The sequence below is a fragment of the Segatella copri genome (genome assembly GCF_019249765.2).
Classification (GTDB): domain Bacteria; phylum Bacteroidota; class Bacteroidia; order Bacteroidales; family Bacteroidaceae; genus Prevotella; species Prevotella copri_K.
On the sequence record NZ_CP152484.1, the window covers coordinates 3023117 to 3043126 of the forward strand.

16 protein-coding genes are annotated in these 20010 nt (G+C 40.4%); 10 read left to right on the forward strand and 6 right to left on the reverse strand.

Going from position 1 to position 20010, the window contains the following annotated elements; all coding sequences use genetic code 11:
• Position 1: 1 nt before the first annotated feature.
• From KUA46_RS12870 to KUA46_RS12885, 4 genes are read left to right on the forward strand one after another with little or no spacing between them, the layout of a single operon-like run.
• Positions 2–1522 carry a phosphoethanolamine transferase gene (locus KUA46_RS12870; RefSeq protein ID WP_218487469.1) on the forward strand — a complete coding sequence of 507 codons (1521 nt, stop codon included), beginning with the start codon at positions 2–4 and terminating at the stop codon, positions 1520–1522.
• Positions 1523–1542: 20 nt separating this feature from the next.
• Positions 1543–2274 carry a glycosyltransferase family 2 protein gene (locus KUA46_RS12875; RefSeq protein ID WP_118416268.1) on the forward strand — a complete coding sequence of 244 codons (732 nt, stop codon included), beginning with the start codon at positions 1543–1545 and terminating at the stop codon, positions 2272–2274.
• Complete coding sequence (locus tag KUA46_RS12880) at positions 2259–3368, forward strand: glycosyltransferase family 4 protein (RefSeq protein WP_218487470.1); 1110 nt, start codon at positions 2259–2261, stop codon at positions 3366–3368. The genes KUA46_RS12875 and KUA46_RS12880 overlap by 16 nt, the downstream gene beginning before the upstream one ends.
• Positions 3323–4342, forward strand: a complete 1020-nt coding sequence (locus KUA46_RS12885) for an acyltransferase family protein (RefSeq protein WP_118085716.1) — start codon at positions 3323–3325, stop codon at positions 4340–4342. The genes KUA46_RS12880 and KUA46_RS12885 overlap by 46 nt, the downstream gene beginning before the upstream one ends.
• On the opposite strand, the gene KUA46_RS12890 is transcribed toward KUA46_RS12885, so the two are convergent.
• Positions 4339–5466 carry a glycosyltransferase gene (locus KUA46_RS12890; RefSeq protein ID WP_218487471.1) on the reverse strand — a complete coding sequence of 376 codons (1128 nt, stop codon included), beginning with the start codon at positions 5464–5466 and terminating at the stop codon, positions 4339–4341. The two genes, KUA46_RS12885 and KUA46_RS12890, sit on opposite strands and share 4 nt — an antisense overlap.
• Before the next feature lie 45 nt (positions 5467–5511).
• Positions 5512–6534: a glycosyltransferase family 8 protein gene (locus KUA46_RS12895; protein WP_218487472.1), complete on the reverse strand. Its 1023-nt coding sequence runs from the start codon at positions 6532–6534 to the stop codon at positions 5512–5514.
• A 15-nt stretch (positions 6535–6549) separates the two neighbouring features.
• Between KUA46_RS12895 and KUA46_RS12900 the strand changes: the two genes are divergently transcribed.
• Positions 6550–7521 carry a glycosyltransferase family 2 protein gene (locus KUA46_RS12900; RefSeq protein ID WP_218487473.1) on the forward strand — a complete coding sequence of 324 codons (972 nt, stop codon included), beginning with the start codon at positions 6550–6552 and terminating at the stop codon, positions 7519–7521.
• A gap of 363 nt (positions 7522–7884) precedes the next feature.
• Here KUA46_RS12900 and KUA46_RS12905 read toward each other — a convergent pair whose 3' ends face one another.
• From KUA46_RS12905 to KUA46_RS12920, 4 genes are all read right to left on the reverse strand, one after another.
• A complete protein-coding gene (locus KUA46_RS12905; RefSeq protein WP_218487474.1) occupies positions 7885–9894 on the reverse strand; it encodes a glycoside hydrolase family 97 protein in 2010 nt (669 codons plus the stop codon).
• 218 nt (positions 9895–10112) lie between these two features.
• Positions 10113–11105: a quinolinate synthase NadA gene (gene nadA / locus KUA46_RS12910; protein ID WP_218487475.1), complete on the reverse strand. Its 993-nt coding sequence runs from the start codon at positions 11103–11105 to the stop codon at positions 10113–10115.
• A 550-nt stretch (positions 11106–11655) separates the two neighbouring features.
• On the reverse strand, positions 11656–12741 hold the full coding sequence (locus tag KUA46_RS12915; protein WP_153118847.1) for a glycosyltransferase family 9 protein: 1086 nt from the start codon (positions 12739–12741) through the stop codon (positions 11656–11658).
• Positions 12742–12833: 92 nt separating this feature from the next.
• Positions 12834–13436 carry a DUF4254 domain-containing protein gene (locus tag KUA46_RS12920; protein ID WP_006848239.1) on the reverse strand — a complete coding sequence of 201 codons (603 nt, stop codon included), beginning with the start codon at positions 13434–13436 and terminating at the stop codon, positions 12834–12836.
• Between the two features lie 226 nt (positions 13437–13662).
• Between KUA46_RS12920 and KUA46_RS12925 the strand changes: the two genes are divergently transcribed.
• From KUA46_RS12925 to KUA46_RS12945, 5 genes are all read left to right on the forward strand, one after another.
• A complete protein-coding gene (locus tag KUA46_RS12925) occupies positions 13663–13899 on the forward strand; it encodes an acyl carrier protein (protein WP_006848240.1) in 237 nt (78 codons plus the stop codon).
• Positions 13900–13921: 22 nt separating this feature from the next.
• On the forward strand, positions 13922–15184 hold the full coding sequence (gene fabF / locus KUA46_RS12930) for a beta-ketoacyl-ACP synthase II (RefSeq protein ID WP_022120506.1): 1263 nt from the start codon (positions 13922–13924) through the stop codon (positions 15182–15184).
• A complete protein-coding gene (rnc, locus tag KUA46_RS12935) occupies positions 15174–16256 on the forward strand; it encodes a ribonuclease III (RefSeq protein ID WP_022120507.1) in 1083 nt (360 codons plus the stop codon). The genes fabF and rnc overlap by 11 nt, the downstream gene beginning before the upstream one ends.
• A gap of 207 nt (positions 16257–16463) precedes the next feature.
• Positions 16464–17972, forward strand: coding sequence for a GH3 auxin-responsive promoter family protein (locus KUA46_RS12940; protein WP_119229493.1), 1509 nt, complete (start codon positions 16464–16466; stop codon positions 17970–17972).
• Between the two features lie 65 nt (positions 17973–18037).
• Positions 18038–20005, forward strand: a complete 1968-nt coding sequence (locus tag KUA46_RS12945) for an Ig-like domain-containing domain (protein WP_022120509.1) — start codon at positions 18038–18040, stop codon at positions 20003–20005.
• Positions 20006–20010: the final 5 nt, after the last annotated feature.

Here is a 20010-nt window from a genome sequence, read left to right on the forward strand (position 1 = left end):
AATGAAACAGAAACAACTTTATAAGTCAGTCCTATTCCTCATAGGGCTGACTCTTCTTTCAGGAGTATTATACACCATGGGTGACTTCTACAATATGCCTTTCAGAGGCATGAAAGATTTATTTATCCTTATCGCACAATTTCTGGTAATAGAAATAGCTATATTCCTATTTATGTGGTGTATAGCTAGCAATAAATACGTCTTTGCCATACTTTATCCTATATATACCCTAGCTTGCTCTGTAGCTACATACTTTAGATATACTGCTCAAATCTCACTTACAGCAGCAACTATAGATTTATCTATAACCAACGATTTCAGAACAACCATGGACGTTGTTACCATTCCGTTGATACTGTTTGTTATTGTGACAGAATTGATATGTATAGGTATCATTTATATTCGTATTAAATACATCAGATTTTCCCATTCTTGGCTTCAGTTTATACTAGCCTTCATTGGGCTTACGCTATACATCAGTATTCCAAGAATATCCTTACCTATCAAGAGCCGCATTCCTTTCGTTATCTATTTCTCCATCAATGATTATTTAGATAACAGAAATATCATAGAAGAAAACAGACCGGCTTTCAAGCAGAAAGGAATCTGTAAAAGTGACTCTATAGATGTTGTCTTCATCATAGGTGAAACCCTACGCTCTAAAAACATGCAAATCAACGGCTATCACAGAGCAACAACTCCTTTTCTGATGACAGACAGCAACATTGTATCCATGCCTCATATTTATTCAGAATATGGATTTACGCATACCAGTGTACCATATTTGCTTACCAGAGCATGCCCAAAGAATCTGGATGCAGCCTATAAAGAAAGATCTTTTATTGATATTTTCAAAAAAGCAGGCTTCCATACTACATGGATTGCCAACCAAGAAAGTATTGATACTTACGTTTATTTCATGAAAGAAACAGATTCGCTTATTTACGTAAATAACGGAAAATCGGTTTATATCTTCGACCAATGGCTGGACGAAGATATCCTACCATTACTAGACAAGCAAATTCTGAATAAGAACTTCGGTAGAAGAAACTTATTTATTTTACATACAATAGGTTCCCACTGGTGGTATAACATACATTATACACACCAATATGCCCGTTGGAAACCAGAACTTAAAAGCAGAGTACTATCTGCCAACACCAAAGAAGAATTCTTTAACTCCTATGACAATTCCGTACTCTATTCCGACTTCTTTTGGAATGAAGTGAGAAACAGGTTCCGAAATCGGAATGCCATTATTATCTATCTTTCTGATCATGCAGAAAGTTTGGGAGAAAAAGGAATCTTCGGACACGGAGAAGAAGCAGAAGCATTGCATTATCCTGGCTGTTGGATATGGATGTCAAACAAATACAAAGCTAACTATCCTAACAAATGGAAAGCTCTGCAAAATAACAAGAATAAAAAATATAATTCTGCATTTCTATTCCACTCCATCTTAGACGCAGGAGACATCACGACTCCTTATATTGATAAAAAATATGATATTTTCATTAAATAGATATTAACTATAACAAGAAAATGATTTCTGTGTGTATTGCTACATATAATGGTGAAAAGTATATTGGCGAACAGATTGCTTCTATATTGAAGCAACTAAATGCCAACGATGAAGTTATTATCTCTGATGATGGCTCCACCGATGCAACCCTATCCATTATCAAGACATTCCAAGATCCAAGAATAAGGGTCATACCTGGTCCACAAAAGCATTCTCCTACCCTAAATTTTGAAAATGTACTGCATCATGCACAAGGAGACTACATATTTCTTTCAGACCAAGATGACGTATGGAAGACTAATAAAGTAGCTACTTGTATGAAATGGCTACAGAAATATGATTGTGTAATCAGCAATGCAGAAGTAACAGATGAACATCTGAATATTCTTTTTCCGTCGCTGTTCAAGCTCCTGCATGTAAGTAAAAACAAAATATATAACGCATTGTGGAAAAACGGATATACAGGTTGTTGTATGGCATTTACAAGATGCGTAAAAGATGCTGCATTACCTTTTCCTAAAGATATTCCCATGTACGATATCTGGATAGGAAATGTGGCAGCATTTACATATTCTGTAAAATTCATAGATGACAGACTTATCTCGTTCCGTCGCCATCCAGCTACCAATTCCTGCAATGGAAAAGGGAGCAAATTCAGCAAATGGCAGCAGATTAGGTTTAGATGGAACATCATTAAAAACATTTTAAAAAATAAAATAGGAAAAAACTCGTTTCTATGGAAAAGAAAATGAACATAGTTTATGTTATAGAAGATTATTCTGAGAATGGAGGCGTTGAAAGAATCGTTTCCATGAAGGCTAATACATTCTATCAAGAATATCATCATCAGGTTACTGTTATTTCTGTATATGAAGATAAACGGAAACAACAGTACATCTTAAATGAAGGTATCCGGCTGATTCATCTTCATGTTCCTTTTGCCAAGAAGACAAGAAATAAAGTATATAAGCTATTAAGCAGAATAATTACACTATTATTAGCAGCTTACAGATTAAATAAAACAATAAAACAGATTAATCCCGACGTAGTTTTCTTTACAACTACATTGGGAGCGTTGTTATTACCTCTTTGTCATACCAAGGCAAAACGAATATACGAATCACATTTGGCACGTTCATTCAATCCTTTTCACGCACTATTCGGATTAATGGAAAGAAAAGCTGATGCCGTAGTTTGTCTGACTCATGACGATGCTAAAGAATTTCAATTAGCAAAGAATGTATACGTTATCCCCAACTTTATCAACATACCTCATCAAAAGGTAAAAGACTACAGTTGCAAAAAAGCTATTGCTGTAGGAAGATTAGAACAACAGAAAGGTTTTGACAGATTGATTACCTGTTGGAAAGACGTAGCCAAACTATATCCCGACTGGCAACTTGATATTTATGGAACCGGCTCACTTTACCATATATTACAAGAGCAAATTACAAGTTTAGGATTGGAAAAACAGGTAAAATTGTGTGGCAGAGGAGAAAATATGATGGAAATATATCCCAACTATAGTCTACACATAATGTCTTCACATTATGAAGGTCAAGGTATTGTAATGTTAGAAGCTCAAGCATGCGGACTACCATCTGTAACCTTTAACTTCAAATATGGAGCAAGTGATATTATTCAAAACGAATATAACGGACTTATCGTAACTCAAGATAATCAGAATGCTTTCACAGAGGCTATCACCAAACTGATTAGCAACTCTCATCTTAGAAAAGAGTTAGGGATACATGCCTTAGAAACAGGAAATAAATATGACAAATCAAACATTTTAAAAAAATGGGAAGATATATTAACAACAATACAACATCAATTAATTCTTTAAAAAGAATAGGATGGATAGATAATTTGCGAGGATTCTGTATGTTAGCTATTTTGCTAGACCATACAGAATCTTATTATCTAGATTATCATATCATTAACCAAAATCTGTATTTGACGGATGCATTGGTCTTTTTTTTCATTTTATCGGGTTATTTAATGTATAAGCCACAACAGCAATTCTGTATAGCTCATAAAATGAAATCTATAGGGAGAAGTTTGCTAATGCCATACTTTATTTTTACATCACTTCTAGCACTTCCAAAAGCAATTGTTCATGGAGCGAGTATAGATATTTTGAATATATTTCAATCCATTATCATGGGGAAAGCTTCTTGGTTTGTTGCAGCACTGATAGTAGCTGAAATTCTTTTTTCAATATCACTATGGATAACTCATGAGAAAGATAGGTATATTCTACCTATCTGCACTATCGCTTTTGGCATATCTGGATGGTTACCGCAAACTACAGACTGTTACTTTTGGCAATTAGATAACTCATTGCAAGCCATGTTTTTCTGTTGTATAGGATATATAATCCACAAACATGAGCAAAGCATTTATAAAAAAATAAAGATATCACAAATTATTCTGTTATTAATACTGTGGATAACGATTAAGATATATGTGGATAGAACATATGTTATGATGACTATATGGCGTATTAACATAACTAATTATCCCCTATTTATCTTAAATATTTTGATAGGTACTCTTGCCACCACAACTCTCTTTAAAAAGATTCCATCTTGTAAATGGTTAGAGTGGACTGGAAGACATTGTATCGTATACTATTTCCTATGTGGAGGCATTCCTTTCTGTATTGGAAAAATATGCAATCACCTACACCTTTCTTATTCAGGAAACTACTTATCAGTAGTAGGCGTATTCTTGATTGTATATTTATGTACTACACTCGTTACATGGTTTATATATAGATATTTACCATTTATCACGGGACAAAAGAGAGTAACTTAGTTGGAACTGGCCAGAAGCTTTTCATAAAGTTTCACATAAGTGCTAGCCACAGAAGTATAATTATGATATTTCTTTACAAAATCTACACTTTGAGAAGACAGCTTAGCAAGATTATCCTTGACGAAGAACGCCTGCTCGATGATTGCCACATTCTGAGATTCTGAATACTCAGGACTCACATTGATAATAGGACGTAATTCTGTTTCGCCAATGAACTCATAATATTCTTCCTCTCCTCCACCGATAACCACCGTACCACGTGCCATGGCTGCCAACGAATTCATGGATGGAGTATAACTGTAAAACTGATCTACCAGAACATCTGCTTCATCCAGCATCCGGCAATATTCATCATAGTCTACTCCTTCTACATATTTGAGTTCTATCTTACCAGGATATTTCTTTGCCAAGATTTCTACAAAATGAGCTATCTTTAAAGCACCTTTCAGATACTCGCGCTTGGGTTGTAAACCTACAAGCACTTTGATAACCTCACCATTCCCTTTCTGCCTGTTTTCATCTATAGCAGGAATTATCATCGGGAGAGGAATATAGTAGAGTTTTTTATGAAATTCAGAAACATCGTAGCCGAGATAATACTCATAAAGACAGGCTATCAAAGCATCAGAATGATAAGATACAGTATGCCAGCACTTATCAAACTGAGGCATGAAATGAAAAGCCATACGCTCTTTATTCTCCTCGATATTCTGTAATTTACCATTCCAAAAAGTATCAGAATAAGCTGGAATACCCTTGGTCTGTTGCCTGAACAGATGTGGGTCATCGGCAAAACAGCCTTTAATGATTCGCTTATTGGTAAACTTGAGAAACCAGAATATCAGCATGTTCCACCAACCCATCAAAGGCACAAACTGATAGTTATGCACCTGAACAATATCATTTCCACATATCTTATGAAGATTGCAGACTATTTTCCACAACACCATAAGCCCGCTCCATCTTCCATAACGCACCATATTACGGCGCAAGTCGATGTCACGAGGAGAGTTGTGCCAATCATTGCCGTCGGACATCAGCGTTACCTGATGTCCAAGTTCTACTAATCCCTTCTTGAGAGTATTATGTAGCAAACTAGACTCACCTACCAACAGAATCTTCATAACTTTATATGATACTTATTTATAAGATACTTGAATATCAGAAACTTAAGACAATTCAATATACCTATTTTCTACAATATAATCAGATTTGCGCAGTCCCATGCTTACCACCAGTTTTATGGCCATTTTCTCCAGGCAGAACTTCAATGGCATCCAGCGCTTTTCTTTTTCATCACGCCAAGGACTCATCGCTTTATACTTATCAAATTCCTTTTTCCATGGATGCTTGCAGTTCTTATACCATGGTTTAGGAATACCCGTAAAATGGATGATGGCCGGATGAGCCTGAGCTTCCAATATCTGTTCATCAAATTCCCAGGAGATAAGAGAATAACGCAAATCAAACCAATACTCATTCAGTACATTATATCTGATAGGTAATACCAACTTAGAATTCTTAAACAGATAGTTCAGTACATCCTGATCATGACATCTCAACCTTTCCGTATTAGATTTCACATAATCAAAGAATTTGGAAAGAACCTGCTTTTCACGCCAATATTTCAGATTGACAACTAACATACCTGCATTAAAATATCCCAAAGTTTGGGGATAACGCAGGCGATTATAGTGTTCTATCTTATTATTATAACTATCTGGAACAGCAGCAATTGCATAGTTTTCAACAGAAGTATTCCACAATTTAACAAGTTTATCCACAACCAGAATATCGCCATCTAGATAGATAACCTTATCAATATCAGCAGGCAGAATTTCCGTAAGATATAAACGATAATAAGTAGCAAACGAAGTTCCTACATGATCTACTTGAAAATCCAGACCAACTGGAAAATGTTTGAAGATATCATCATTAATTAGATAGAAATGAATATTTTGCTGATAACGGGCAGCTATGGTTCTGATAGAATCCAATAATGCAGCAGAATCCTGATCATGCAAGAGATGTACATTGACAACTTCTCCTCTGTTGCTCTCAAACAAAGAGGTCAACATGATACCGGTCGGCATGATATATTTACTATCAGTAGAACAAACTATTTCCATTTTTATGTTTTTTGTACTACTATTAATACGTAAATTAAATCTTTTTATTATCTTTGCAGTCATAAAAAAGAATAACTTATGCAGAAAGAATTAATATCAGAGATATCTTCACCATTGGTGAGTTTCATCATTACTACAAGCAACCATCAGAAGGAACATCTTGTAGAATGCATCAATAGTATCCTTCAGCTTTCGCTCAATGCCAAAGAGAGGGAAATAATTCTCGTTGATGATGATAGCGAAGAATTGGTAGCCAGCCAGATAAAAGAGTTGCTGGATAACCTGCTCTATTTAAGATTACCAGGCTTAGGCAGCAGTATGGCACGCAACTATGGCATATACTTAGCCAAAGGAAAATACATCCAGTTTATAGAAGGAGATGATTATCTTCTTCAGCCAACCTATGAACATTGCCTTGACATCGTGAGATTCCACGAACCAGATATCGTTACATTCTGTTTCAGCAAGGATGATACAGGAGAACCATCTTACGAACTCCCTACCCCTATCAGCGGTACAGAATATCTCAACAACAATACCCTTTTAGGCTCAGCCTGTTCCTATATATTCCGCCGCGCCATTGTGGGTAGCCTGTTATTCTCACCAAACATCAGTTTCGGCGAGGACGAGGAATTCACACCACAACTCTTCTTACGGGCAGAACGAATATTCAAGACTCAGACCTCACCTTATTATAATAGAGTGGACAAATACGCACCTGGTGAATTAGAAAATAAGAATAAGATAGATATCCACATGGACAATAAACTGGAGGTAATTCTACATCTTCAGAAGTTGCTCGATACGGTTCCTGTAGCAGAGCGCCAGGCACTCAACCGCCGTATTGCCCAGCTCTCGATGGATTATCTGGTTAACAATATCCGCTTGAAACATTCGTTGATATCCTTGAATCATGCCATCAGAAAATTAAGGAAACATGGGTTATATCCTCTTCCGAACAAAGAATATACCAAGAAATATATGATGTTCAGAAAGATGATAGGTACATACGTAGGACGAATTGCACTTCTCTTTCTTATCAAGAAATAAATGAATGAAGGCATAAAGATTTCTCCTATCCGGATTAGTATGCAGAGAGATTAGAGAAAATCCTATATAAACAAAAATAGAGCATTCAAATCACTTGAACGCTCTATCTTTATAATTAGATTAAATTTTCTAATATTATTTGTATAAGTAAAAGATGATGAAATGACGTTTCACAACGTCCGTTTGTTTTAACTGATGCAAAGATACGACGTTTTTTGTCTATAAAGTCGTAAATTATGCATTTTATGGTAGTGAAATATGATTTTTTACCCATAAAAAACAATTTTTACCCCTAATCTTATATTTTTTACCACATCATCCTACAATAGTTATAATATTCTTTCTGGTTCGTAGATCGAGATATTATTCTATAATAGCTGTCCATCCCCCACCTGGTGCAAGATGTATCAGAAGTTTATCACCAGCGTTTATCTGCTGATAAGTATGCTTATAATCTGTAGCCTCACGATCTGCATTGATACCATCGGCAAAGATATTAGCCTTGCCATTGAGTTTTTCCAATTTATTAGTTTGAGTATTCCATTTCACTAATCGGGAAAGATCAACAGTAAGATCACGAGCCTGCCAATTGTTCATCGCAGCAATATACCACTTAGCGCCCTTTCTCTTGGCTACTACCACATATTCACCCAATTTACCATCCAATGGAACCACCTGATCATAAACAGTTGGTATCTGAGCTATGAAATCAGTACACTCCTGATTCTGCATATACTTAGTAGGACTGTCGGCAAGCATCTGCAAAGGAGCATCAAAGATTGTATACATTGCCATCTGGTGTACTCTGGTACCCTGGCTCATCGGATGGTCGTTATTGCCGAAGAACTGCGAGCGAACGGCATTCACCATAGCTCCAGGAGTATAGTCGAAACTTCCTGGCAAGGCGCGGAGATAAGGAATCGTCACATCATAGCGAGGCTGATCGTGCATAGGTCCATCACCAACACGAGGCTCCCATTTAGAATTCTCCAAGCCTTTTACACCCTCAAAATTCACAATATTAGGATAAGCAAACTGCACGCCAAACGGACGCATGCCATGAAGATCGAGCAAAAGATGATGCTTTGCAGCACATTCAGCCACCTCATATACTGAATTGATGGCCTTCTGGTCGTCTCTATCAAAGAAATCCACTTTGAATCCCTTCACGCCCATATCTCCGTAATGCTTCATGATTTTCTCCATCTTTTCATGACCACGCTGAATCAAATTGCGCCATGAAGACCAGAGAATCACTCCCACACCATTCTGCTTGGCGTAATTGATGATATCCGTCATATCCATCTTATCTGAGAATATGAGCAAATTTTCCGGATCACTCCACCCTTCGTCGATGATGATATATTCAAGTCCGTTCTTCTTAGCAAAATCTACATAATACTTATAAGTCTCGGTATTGATGCCAGCACGGAAATCCACACCTGTGATATTAGTGTTGTTCCACCAATCCCAAGCCACTTTTCCCGGTTTTATCCACGATGTATCCTTGATTCTGCACTGAGGACCTAGCAATTTGGCTATATCGTTACCAACCAATTGTTTGTCTTCATCAGTTACCAATACAATACGCCAAGGCAGCTTGGTAACTTTTTCTGCAATATAATTAGCACGCTCTGTGGGAACCAGATTCAACTGATTGAATCCACCCACCATCTCTTTTAATGGATAAGGAGGAAAGGCTGCATATATAGAATAATCAGAGACTGCAGAAGATGAAGCAGTTGAAGAAAACGTACCCTTCAGGAGATACATGCCGGGATAATTTTCCACATCAGCTTCCATCACAACAGCCTTCTTTCCCTCAGGCAGGCAAACGGCAAGAGGAGTGATGGCAAGCGAATCCTTATACATCTTAGACAATGGAGCCTCGTCATAATATGACTCGAAAGAATAACACCAGCGCTCTCCTCCCCGATTATCATTTACATAGGGTACAAAACTCTGATAGTCACCGGCAAAGCGATATTCAGAAGTTTCATTAATAACCTTATTAATCATCTTTTTAGGAATAATGCGATAAGCAGCAGCATTCTGAAAAACCCGAAATACTACATCATATCCATTGCAGGAAAGGAGCAATTGCTGATAGCCACCATTATCATCGTTTTTCAAGTTGGCTATAAATGCTTTACGCACTTTTGGATTCACGCCAAAAGTCTGTTTATCAGTCTGTAAGGAGATAACAGAAGGTTTTAATATCTGAGTTTTACCCTTGGTTATTTCCCAGGTTATCGACTTATCCACATCGATGTTAACAACCAGATTACCCAACAAGGATTTAACAGTATACACTTTTGCCGACAATGGCAGGCAGCATAAAGCCAGGATGGGAGTGATTAATTTTGTATTCATAACTAAGTTTTTTGGTTTATCTAATGGTTATTAAACAAGCAAGAGTTCCATTCAAGAACGAGCTGAAAGCCACAAAGCCCCTAACCCAGGTATAAAAGCTTTTGCCCTTACATGGCGACAGGTTTGCGCCCATAATAACCCAGGGTGTTACCCTGGGCTAAGAGTTTCTGCCCTTTCAGGGCGTGTGGAGCTTTACTTGAGGAACTTCCCGGTCTTTTTTATGAAAGAGAAAGCATCTTTTCGATAGGCTTCACAGCATCCTTGGCAATATCCTCTGCCACTTCCACTGTTGGCCAACCAAATTTCAATGCATTGTATATCTTCTTGAGTGTATTCATCTTCATATACTCACACTCGTTGCAGCTGCAGCCTATTCCACCCTCGCTTACCTCTGGAGGTACAGGATAGAAAATAACGTTAGGACAATTACGCTCCAGTTCATGCAGGATACCAGCCTCTGTAGCGATAATATACTCCTTGATTTCAGGATGCTCTTGGGCATAATGCAACATGGTGGCTGTAGAGCCCTTTACATCGGCTACAGCAAGTACTGGTGCCTTACACTCCAGGTGAGCCATCACAACAGCCTCAGGATGCTTCTGCTTCAGTTTAACGATAGCCTCTACAGAGAATTTCTCATGTACATGGCAACCACCGTTCCAAAGCAACATATTGCGGCCTGTAACGCTGTTTATATAGTTACCGAGATTATAGTCTGGACCAAAGATGATTTTTTCGTCCTGTGGGAAACTGTCAATCACCTTCTTGGCATTACCGCTTGTCACTACACAATCAGTCAGCGCCTTCACTGCTGCCGTGGTGTTTACATAACTCACAACCTTATATCCTGGATGCTCTTCCTTGTACTTTTTCAAATCCTCAGCCTTACAGCTGTCAGCAAGCGAGCAACCAGCATTCAAGTCAGGACAGATCACGGTTTTGTCAGGACTCAAGAGTTTGCATGTCTCAGCCATGAAGTGCACGCCACACATAACCATTACCTGGGCATCGGTTTCTGCAGCTTTACGAGCCAAAGCCAGAGAGTCGCCAACAAAGTCGGCGATGTCCTGAATCTCACCTACCGTATAGTAGTGGGCGAGGATAATAGCATCTTTCTCCTTGCAAAGCTTTCTGATTTCAGCTTTCAAGTCCAAGGCTTCGTCAACGGGTTCGTCAACGTATCCTTTCTCAATCCATTCTTTTTTCACCATAACATTCATATTATATTTCTTATTTTTTATTTTTTTAAAAGAGAATATGGAGATGATGATATGCCGTGGATAAGTGGATAACATTCTGCATAAAAACTTGCGTATTTCGTTATCCAAGTCTTATTCCAGTTTATCCGCAGAGGCCTTTGAAATCTTTTTCTTGTCTCTTAATGCATTAACCGGTTTATCAACATTTCCCCAATTCGGTGCAAAGTTAATAAGTTTATATCTTTTTTCGGTCAAAAACTGCGAAAAAGTTTCTAAAAACTTAATAATATCTATGTGGATATCCTCTTTTCGTTGGTTTGAGATAGGTATGTGTGGATATTTACAAACTTATTAAAAAGTTATTATTGGGGTTTTCCGTACACTTATCCACGCTTTTGTGGAAAACAAAAAAGAGCAGAAATCCATCAGGATATTCTGCTCTCTGGTCTGAGTTATTTATATGATTGGTTTTGGTTATAGGATTTTCATCTGTTTCTTTCTATTCTATACCTATTTATATATAGGTTTCTGATATTTTATTATATATAGAAGTTCTGATTCCCTATCTTTTGTTCAAAACAGAATCAATTTTTTCTGTTACCAGTTCAGGAGAGATATTCTTCATACATGCGAAGTCTCCCCTAGCGCAAGGCTTGTTACCATAGATACTGCAAGGGCGGCAAGGTAAGTCAAGCTGTACGGCATTGGCAGAATCCTGATGCCAGCCCATGAAACCTGCGTATGGATGGGTAGCTCCCCAGATGCTTACTACAGGAGTGTTAACAAGCGATGCCAAGTGCATATTGGCACTATCCATGCTCACCATAACGTGCAGATGACTCATCAGGATGAGTTCCTGTTTCAATCCGTTAAGATGAGAAGAAGCGTTAATGAGCTGTGGATACTTCTCAGCCCAGTCGTTCATCACTGGTGTTTCGTCTTTGCCTCCACCGAAAAGGAAGATATGAGCGTGTGGATGATTGTGGATAAGTCGCTGGATAACTTTTTCCATCAGTTGTATCGGATATATTTTTCCCTCGTGTGCAGCGAAGGGAGCAATACCAATCCACGGCTCTGTTATGTGCTTGTCTTCTAGTGAGATAGCATTCTCTCCTACTCCGAATACCTCCTGTGGTAAGATACTTAAATCTCCTTGTTTTCCATCCCCATAGATAGATGTGAAATCCATGTGGATAGGATATCCAAGTTGTGCAAAAACATCAGCATAGTTTTGGAACGATGTAGGTTGCTGCACAAGTTTTTTACCATTAGAAGCTACCAGCTTGCGTTTTCCCTTGCGATGTTTGTCAATATGTGCAACCTTGAAGTTATCCAGGTTGAAGCGCATACGCAGATAATCGGAACGCAGCACGCTATGTAAATCGGCAATAGCTGTAAACTGTTTGGCTATCAATCGGCGATAGAGTGCGTTGAGTCCTTTCACCCCTTTGTATTCCTCCTTGATATCAGCTTCCATAAAGCCAACGTTAGGAGCCAAGTCTTCAAAGAAAGGACGGGCAAAGGGACGACTGAGCACAGTAATTCTAACTTTCGGGTATTGTTTGGCCAAAGATTGAATTACAGGTACGGTCATGGCTACATCGCCCATGGCTGAAAATCTAATTACCAGGATATGCTCAGTTTTCATCGTTTTTTTCTTCTATATATAATATAAGGTGAAAAAAGAGAGCCATATCTCTTATTATATAATAAGGTATATGCGCTCTCCTATTCTGTTTTTTATTTCTTGTAGAGTACAGGATTGGTTGAAGGATCGTTGTACATCTTCATCTGTCGGTAAACCTTCATGTATTTGCGTCCAGCCTCGATATCTTCCAAGAGTTGGTCGATAGCTGTAGAAAGGTCTACCTGCTGTTCCAGGAGTACATCCAGTTTGGCTTGGCATTTCGCTTTGTGCTCAGCCGAAGCTTCCGGGCGTTCCACCTGCTCCTTCATGTGATAAATCTTGAGGGCAAGAATACTCAAGCGGTCAACAGCCCATGCAGGACTCTCAGTGTTGATGCGTGCATCATCCTGAACCTTCACGTCTTTGTATGTTTCGCGGAAGTAAGTATCGATTTGCTCAACGAGGTCAGTTCTGTCCTGGTTGCTCTTGTCGATTCTGCGTTTCAATACGAGTGCTTCAGCCGGGTCTATCTGAGGATCACGGATAATATCCTCGAAATGCCACTGTACTGTGTCAATCCAACACTTCAGATAAAGGCAGTTCTCGATGCTACCTTCCTGGTATGGATTATTGATTGGTGTATCAATGTTGTCTTTGATATGATAATCGGCTATCGCCTGATTAAATATCTTATTGGCTTTTTCTGTAAATGTCATAATGGATTTAAATGTTTAATTAATACCGTACAAAAGTAACAAAATAATCTGAAACGACCAACAAAAAAGGAAAAAAAATGCCAAAAATATGCACAATTAGGGGGTGTTTGTGCACAATAATGCACTTTTTTCGCCAAAATATTTGTTTATCTCAAAAAAAAAGTGTTCCTTTGCACCCAGATTTTTAATTAGAAATTGATTTATAAACATTTTAAAAGTTACAATTATGTCAGAAATTGAAAGCAAAGTAAAGGCAATTATCGTTGATAAACTCGGTGTTGATGAGGCTGAAGTTAAGCCAGAGGCAAGCTTCACAAATGATCTTGGTGCAGATTCTTTGGATACTGTAGAGTTGATCATGGAGTTCGAGAAGGAGTTCTCTATCTCTATCCCAGACGATAAGGCTGAGAAGATTGCTACTGTAGGTGACGCTATCTCTTACATTGAGGAGAACGCTAAGTAATTTAGCAGCTAAATTATACTAAATGGAATTAAAGAGAGTTGTTGTAACAGGTCTCGGTGCTGTGACTCCAGTTGGTAATACTCCTGAGGAAACTTGGGAGAGCCTCCTTGCTGGTAAGAGCGGTGCTGCGCCTATTACTCATTTTGATACAACCCTTTTCAAGACCAAGTTCGCTTGCGAGGTTAAAGACCTGAACATCAATGATTGGATTGATCGTAAGGAAGCTCGCAAGCTTGACCGTTATACCCAGTTGGCTATGATTGCTGCCATGCAGGGTGTAAAGGATGCTAATATCGATCTTGAGAAGGAAGACTTGAACAACGTTGGCGTTGTATTCGGTGTAGGTATCGGTGGTATCAAGACTTTCGAGGATGAGGTGAAGTACTATGGTACTCACGAGGAGAATGGTCCTAAGTTTAACCCATTCTTCATCCCTAAGATGATTGCAGATATCGCTTCAGGTCAGATTTCCATCCACTTTGGATTCCACGGACCAAACTACACTACTACATCTGCATGTGCTTCTTCAAGCAATGCATTGGCTGATGCCTTCAACCTGATTCGTTTGGGTAAGGCAAACATCATCGTTAGCGGTGGTGCAGAGGCTGCTATCTGCGCTTGTGGCGTAGGTGGTTTCAATGCTATGCATGCATTGTCAACACGTAATGATGACCCAGAGCATGCTTCACGTCCGTTCAGCGCAAGCCGTGATGGATTTATCATGGGCGAGGGTGCAGGTTGCTTGATTCTCGAGGAACTTGAGCACGCTAAGGCTCGTGGTGCGAAGATTTATGCTGAGATGGTAGGTGAGGGCGAGAGTGCCGATGCTTATCACATCACAGCATCTCATCCTGAGGGTCTTGGTGCTAAGCTCGTTATGGAGCGTGCACTTGCTGATGCCAATCTGAAGCCAGAGGACATTGACTATATCAATGTTCACGGTACATCTACCCACGTAGGTGATATTTCAGAGGCTAAGGCTATCAAGGCTGTCTTCGGTGATGCAGCTTACAAGCTCAACATCAGTTCTACCAAGTCAATGACTGGTCACCTCCTTGGTGCTGCTGGTGCAGTAGAGGCTATGGCTTGTGTTCTTAGTGTGAAGAACGATATTGTTCCTCCTACTATCAACCACGAAGAGGGTGATGATGATCCAGAGCTCGATTACAACTTGAACTTTACCTTCAACAAAGCTCAGAAGCGTGAGGTTCGTGCTGCATTGAGTAATACTTTCGGATTCGGCGGTCACAACTGCTGTGTAGTATTCAAGAAGTATGCTGAATAATTTTATAGATAGGATAAAGCTCTCTTTCCGCAAGGATAAAGAGCTTTATTTGTCTTTATATGAAATCCTCGGTTTTTATCCTCACGACATCAGCTACTACAAGATGGCGCTGTTGCACAAGAGCATCATGCACCGCAATTCTAAGGGAAAACCAGTGAACAACGAGCGGTTGGAGTTCTTGGGTGATGCGGTTTTGGATGCTGTAGTAGGAGATATCGTGTACCAGCATTTCCCTGGCAAGCGTGAGGGATTCCTTACTAATACCCGAAGCAAGCTAGTGCAGCGTGATACGCTGAATAAACTGGCACAGGAAATGGGCATCAACCAGCTGATTCTTTCTAATGGCCACAGTTCTTCTCATAACAGTTATATGGGAGGAAATGCGTTCGAAGCTTTGGTAGGTGCCATTTATCTGGACCGTGGTTACGATGCCTGCATGTATTTTATGCAGAAACGTATTTTGGCACAAATGATAAACATCGATAAGGTGGCTTATAAGGAGGTTAACTTCAAGAGCAAACTCATCGAATGGAGCCAGAAAAACCGCGTGAAGCTGGATTTCGTTATGCTAGACCAGCAAAAAGACAAGAATGGTAGCCCGATTTTCACCTATCAGGTTGTACTCGAAGGTGTTGAAGGTGGAGTAGGAAAGGGCTATTCCAAGAAGGAAAGCCAGCAGGTGGCTTCTAAGACTAGCTTGGAAAAACTGCGCAAAGAACCACAGTATATTGATGCTGTGTTCACAGCTAAGGCTAACCGCACCAAGATGGAAGAGGAACCTGTTGAAAACGTGCCTAACACAGAAGTGAAAGACGATTTCATCATCTCGCAGGATGCTGATGCACAAAACGCACCGGTAGAGGAGAAGCACATCAATGTTTTCAAAGAGGAGGTTTTCACAGAGAAATCTGCCGAAACTGCCCAGGAAACTGAAGTGCAGGTCGAGGTGAAGGATGAAAAGAAGGAGAGTGATGAGTTCGATTTGAGCGACATCACGGCTCAGCCTAAGGAATTATCAAGAGAAGAGATTATTGCCGCTGCCGAAGCGGCTGCTTTCGGTAACGATGAGTAAACTGTATCTCTTTCCGGATAGGAAATACGATTTAGCAGAATACTCCCATAAGATGGTAAATATCGCCACTTATGGGAGTCTTTTGTGTTGTATATTTCCTTTTTGTATACTTTATCTTACCCTTTTGTATTAAAAAATAGTAAAAACTTTCTCTATATCAAAAGTTTGATTTACTTTTGCATCTACTTAAATGATATATATCTAGATATGAGTTTAACAACGATAGTAAGTAACGTCTTCAAACCTCGGCAGAAGGAGTTGGAGAAGTATGTCTATGATGCAGAACATTTGCAGCATAAAGTGCTTATGCACCTTATAAATAAAGGAAAAAATACTGAATATGGTGTCAAGCATTTATTAAATACCACCAATAGTTATGATAAATTTGCACAGAATATTCCTGTCAATACCTACGAGGAGTTGAAGGGGGATATCGACCGTATGCGTCATGGCGAAAAGGATATTCTATGGCCGGGACTGGTAAAATGGTATGCCAAGTCATCTGGCACCACCAACGATAAGAGTAAGTTTATCCCGGTTTCTCATGATGGCTTGCATGGCATTCATTATGCCGGAGGCTTTGATGCCGTAGCCTATTATCTGCGCAATAATCCGAAGAGCAGACTCTTTGATGGCAAGAGCCTTATCTTAGGTGGAAGCCATTCGCCTAACTATAATGTGTCGGATAGTCTGGTGGGTGACCTGAGCGCTATCCTCATCGAAAATATCAATCCGCTTGCCAATTTGGTGCGTGTTCCTAAGAAGTCAACCGCTCTCCTGAGCGATTTCGAAGTGAAACGCGACCTTATTGCCCGCGAAACGATGAATAAGAACGTAACCAATATCTCGGGTGTTCCTAGCTGGATGCTTAGTGTGCTGGTGCGTGTCATGGAACTTTCCGGCAAGAAGCATCTGGAAGAGGTATGGCCTAATCTGGAGGTATTCTTCCATGGCGGTATTGCCTTTACTCCTTACCGCAAGCAGTATGAACAGCTCATCACTTCGCCTAACATGCATTATATGGAGACTTATAATGCCAGCGAGGGATTCTTCGGACTGCAGGATGATCCGGCAGACCCAGCCATGTCGCTTATGATAGATTATGATGTATTCTACGAGTTTATCCCTATGGACGAATTCGGCAGCGAGAATCCTACCGTTGTGCCTCTCTGGGGTATTGAGGTAGGCAAGAACTACGCTATGATTATCACCACTTCCTGTGGTTTGTGGCGCTATCTCATCGGCGATACGGTTCAGTTTACCAGCAAGAATCCTTATAAGTTTGTCATTACCGGCCGTACCAAGTACTTTATTAATGCATTTGGCGAGGAACTGATCATGGATAATGCCGAGAAGGGATTGGCTTATGCCTGCGAGAAGACGGGTGCTCAGGTTTCTGATTATACCGCTGCGCCGGTTTATATGGACAGTAATGCCAAGTGCCGTCACCAGTGGCTCATAGAGTTCTCTCAGGAGCCAGCCAGCCTCGATGAATTTGCCAGTCTGTTAGACCAGAAGCTGCAGGAAATCAACAGCGATTACGAGGCCAAGCGCTTTCACGACGTTACCCTCCAGCATCTGGAGATAGTGAAGGCCAAGCCGGGACTCTTCAATGAATGGCTGAAGAGCAAGGGCAAGTTAGGTGGACAGCATAAGATTCCACGCTTGAGCAACAGCCGCAAGAACATTGATGAGATGCTCATGATGAACAAATAAAACAAGCTGCATGCTTCTTCCGCCTGAAGTTGAAGTGATGCTGCGATATTAAGAAGATATAAAGAATGATTCAATTGAACGACATAAAGAGCAAGTTGAAGGCAAATTCACTGTTTCTGCCTTTCTACGTCTTAGCTTTCCTCATGTTGGCATCCTGTGCCAAGATGGGACAGCCGGATGGTGGTTGGTTCGACGAAACTCCTCCTAAGGTGATTGGAGCTTCGCCAGCCGATAAGGGCGTAAATGTGAAGCAGAAGAAGGTGAATATCTATTTCGACGAATATATCAAGGTAGATAATCCTACCGAGAAAGTGGTTGTTTCGCCTCCGCAGCTCGAAGTGCCTGAAATCAAGGCTTCGGGCAAGCATATTCAGATTTCTCTGGTAGATTCGCTCAAGCCGAATACTACCTATACCATCGACTTTTCCGATGCCATCAGCGATAATAACGAGGGCAATCCGATGGGAAACTATACCTACAGTTTCTCTACCGGCGAGGTCATCGATACGATGGAGGTGTCGGGATATGTGCTCGAATCAGAGAATCTGGAGCCTATCAAGGGTATTCTGGTAGGTCTTTACGCTGATCATGCCGATTCAGCCTTCAAGACCAAGCCTATGCTGCGTGTAAGCCGTACCGACAGCCGTGGTCGCTTCGTCATAAAAGGTGTGGCTCCGGGCTCTTACCGCATCTATGCCCTGCAGGATATGGATGGCAACTATATGTTCAGCCAGAAAAGCGAAAAACTCGCTTTTTCTCATGATATTATCGTGCCGTCAAGCAAGCCGGATGTACGACAGGATACTACATGGATTGATTCCTTGCATATCAAGTCGATAGATCAGGTTAATTATACTCATTTTCTACCGGATAATGTAGTGCTCCGTGCCTTTACCGAACTGGTTTCCGACCGCTTCTTCCTCAAGGCAGAGCGTCAGAAGGCCAACTGCTTCTCGCTCTATTACAGTTATGGTGATTCTATCCTGCCACAGATCAAGGGCTTGAATTTTAATGAGAAAGATGCCTTTATTCTGGAAAAATCGGAGAAGAACGATACGCTTACCTATTGGCTCAAGGATACGGCGCTGGTCAACCAGGATACGCTGAATATAGAGCTTACTTACCGTATGACAGACAGTACGGGCGTGCTCCGCAACCAGACTGATACGCTCGAAATTCTTTCGAAGGAACCTTACGAAAAGCGTATGAAGGCGCAGGCTAAGGAACTGGAGAAATGGACCAAGAAGCAGGAAAAACTGAAGAAGAAGGGTGAACCTTATGATAGCGTGATGGCTGTAAAACCGCTTGATGTTCAGATGAGTGTCTCTTCTCAGCTCGATCCTGACAAGAATGTTATCTTCACCTTCAATACACCGCTTGCCAAGGCCGATACGGCAGGCATTCATCTCTATGCCAAGCATGATACGCTATGGTATAGGGCGCCGATGGAGTTTAAGCCGCTGGGCAACCGCAAGTATATTCTGAGAGGCGAGTGGCGTCCGGACATAGAATATAGTCTGGAGGTTGATTCTGCCGCATTCCAGGACATCTACGGACTTGTATCTAAACCTGTGAAACAGGGTTTCAAGGTCAATTCCCTGGATACTTACGGCACGCTGCTCATTAATGTAACTTACGATTTCGACAATCATCCGCTCCTCGTTCAGCTACTCAATGCGCAGGATCAGGTGGTGAAAGAAGTGAAGGCAGTGAACGGTGTAGCCGAATTCTATTATCTCAAGCCGGAGAAGTATTACATGCGTCTGATAGTAGACCGCAACGGCAACGGCAAGTGGGATACAGGCTGCTATGATAAGGATGAACAGGCAGAAGAGGTGTATTACTATCCAGACGTGATAGAATGCAAGGCTAAATGGGATTTAACCGAGAGTTGGGATCCTACGGCCCGTGAACTTTCCCGTCAGAAGCCTGGTGCCATTACCAAGCAGAAGCCTGATAAAGAAAAGAAAGTTAAGAACCAGAATGCGCAACGTGCCAAGAAACTTGGCATCGAGTACATTCCTAAATTATAAAGAGT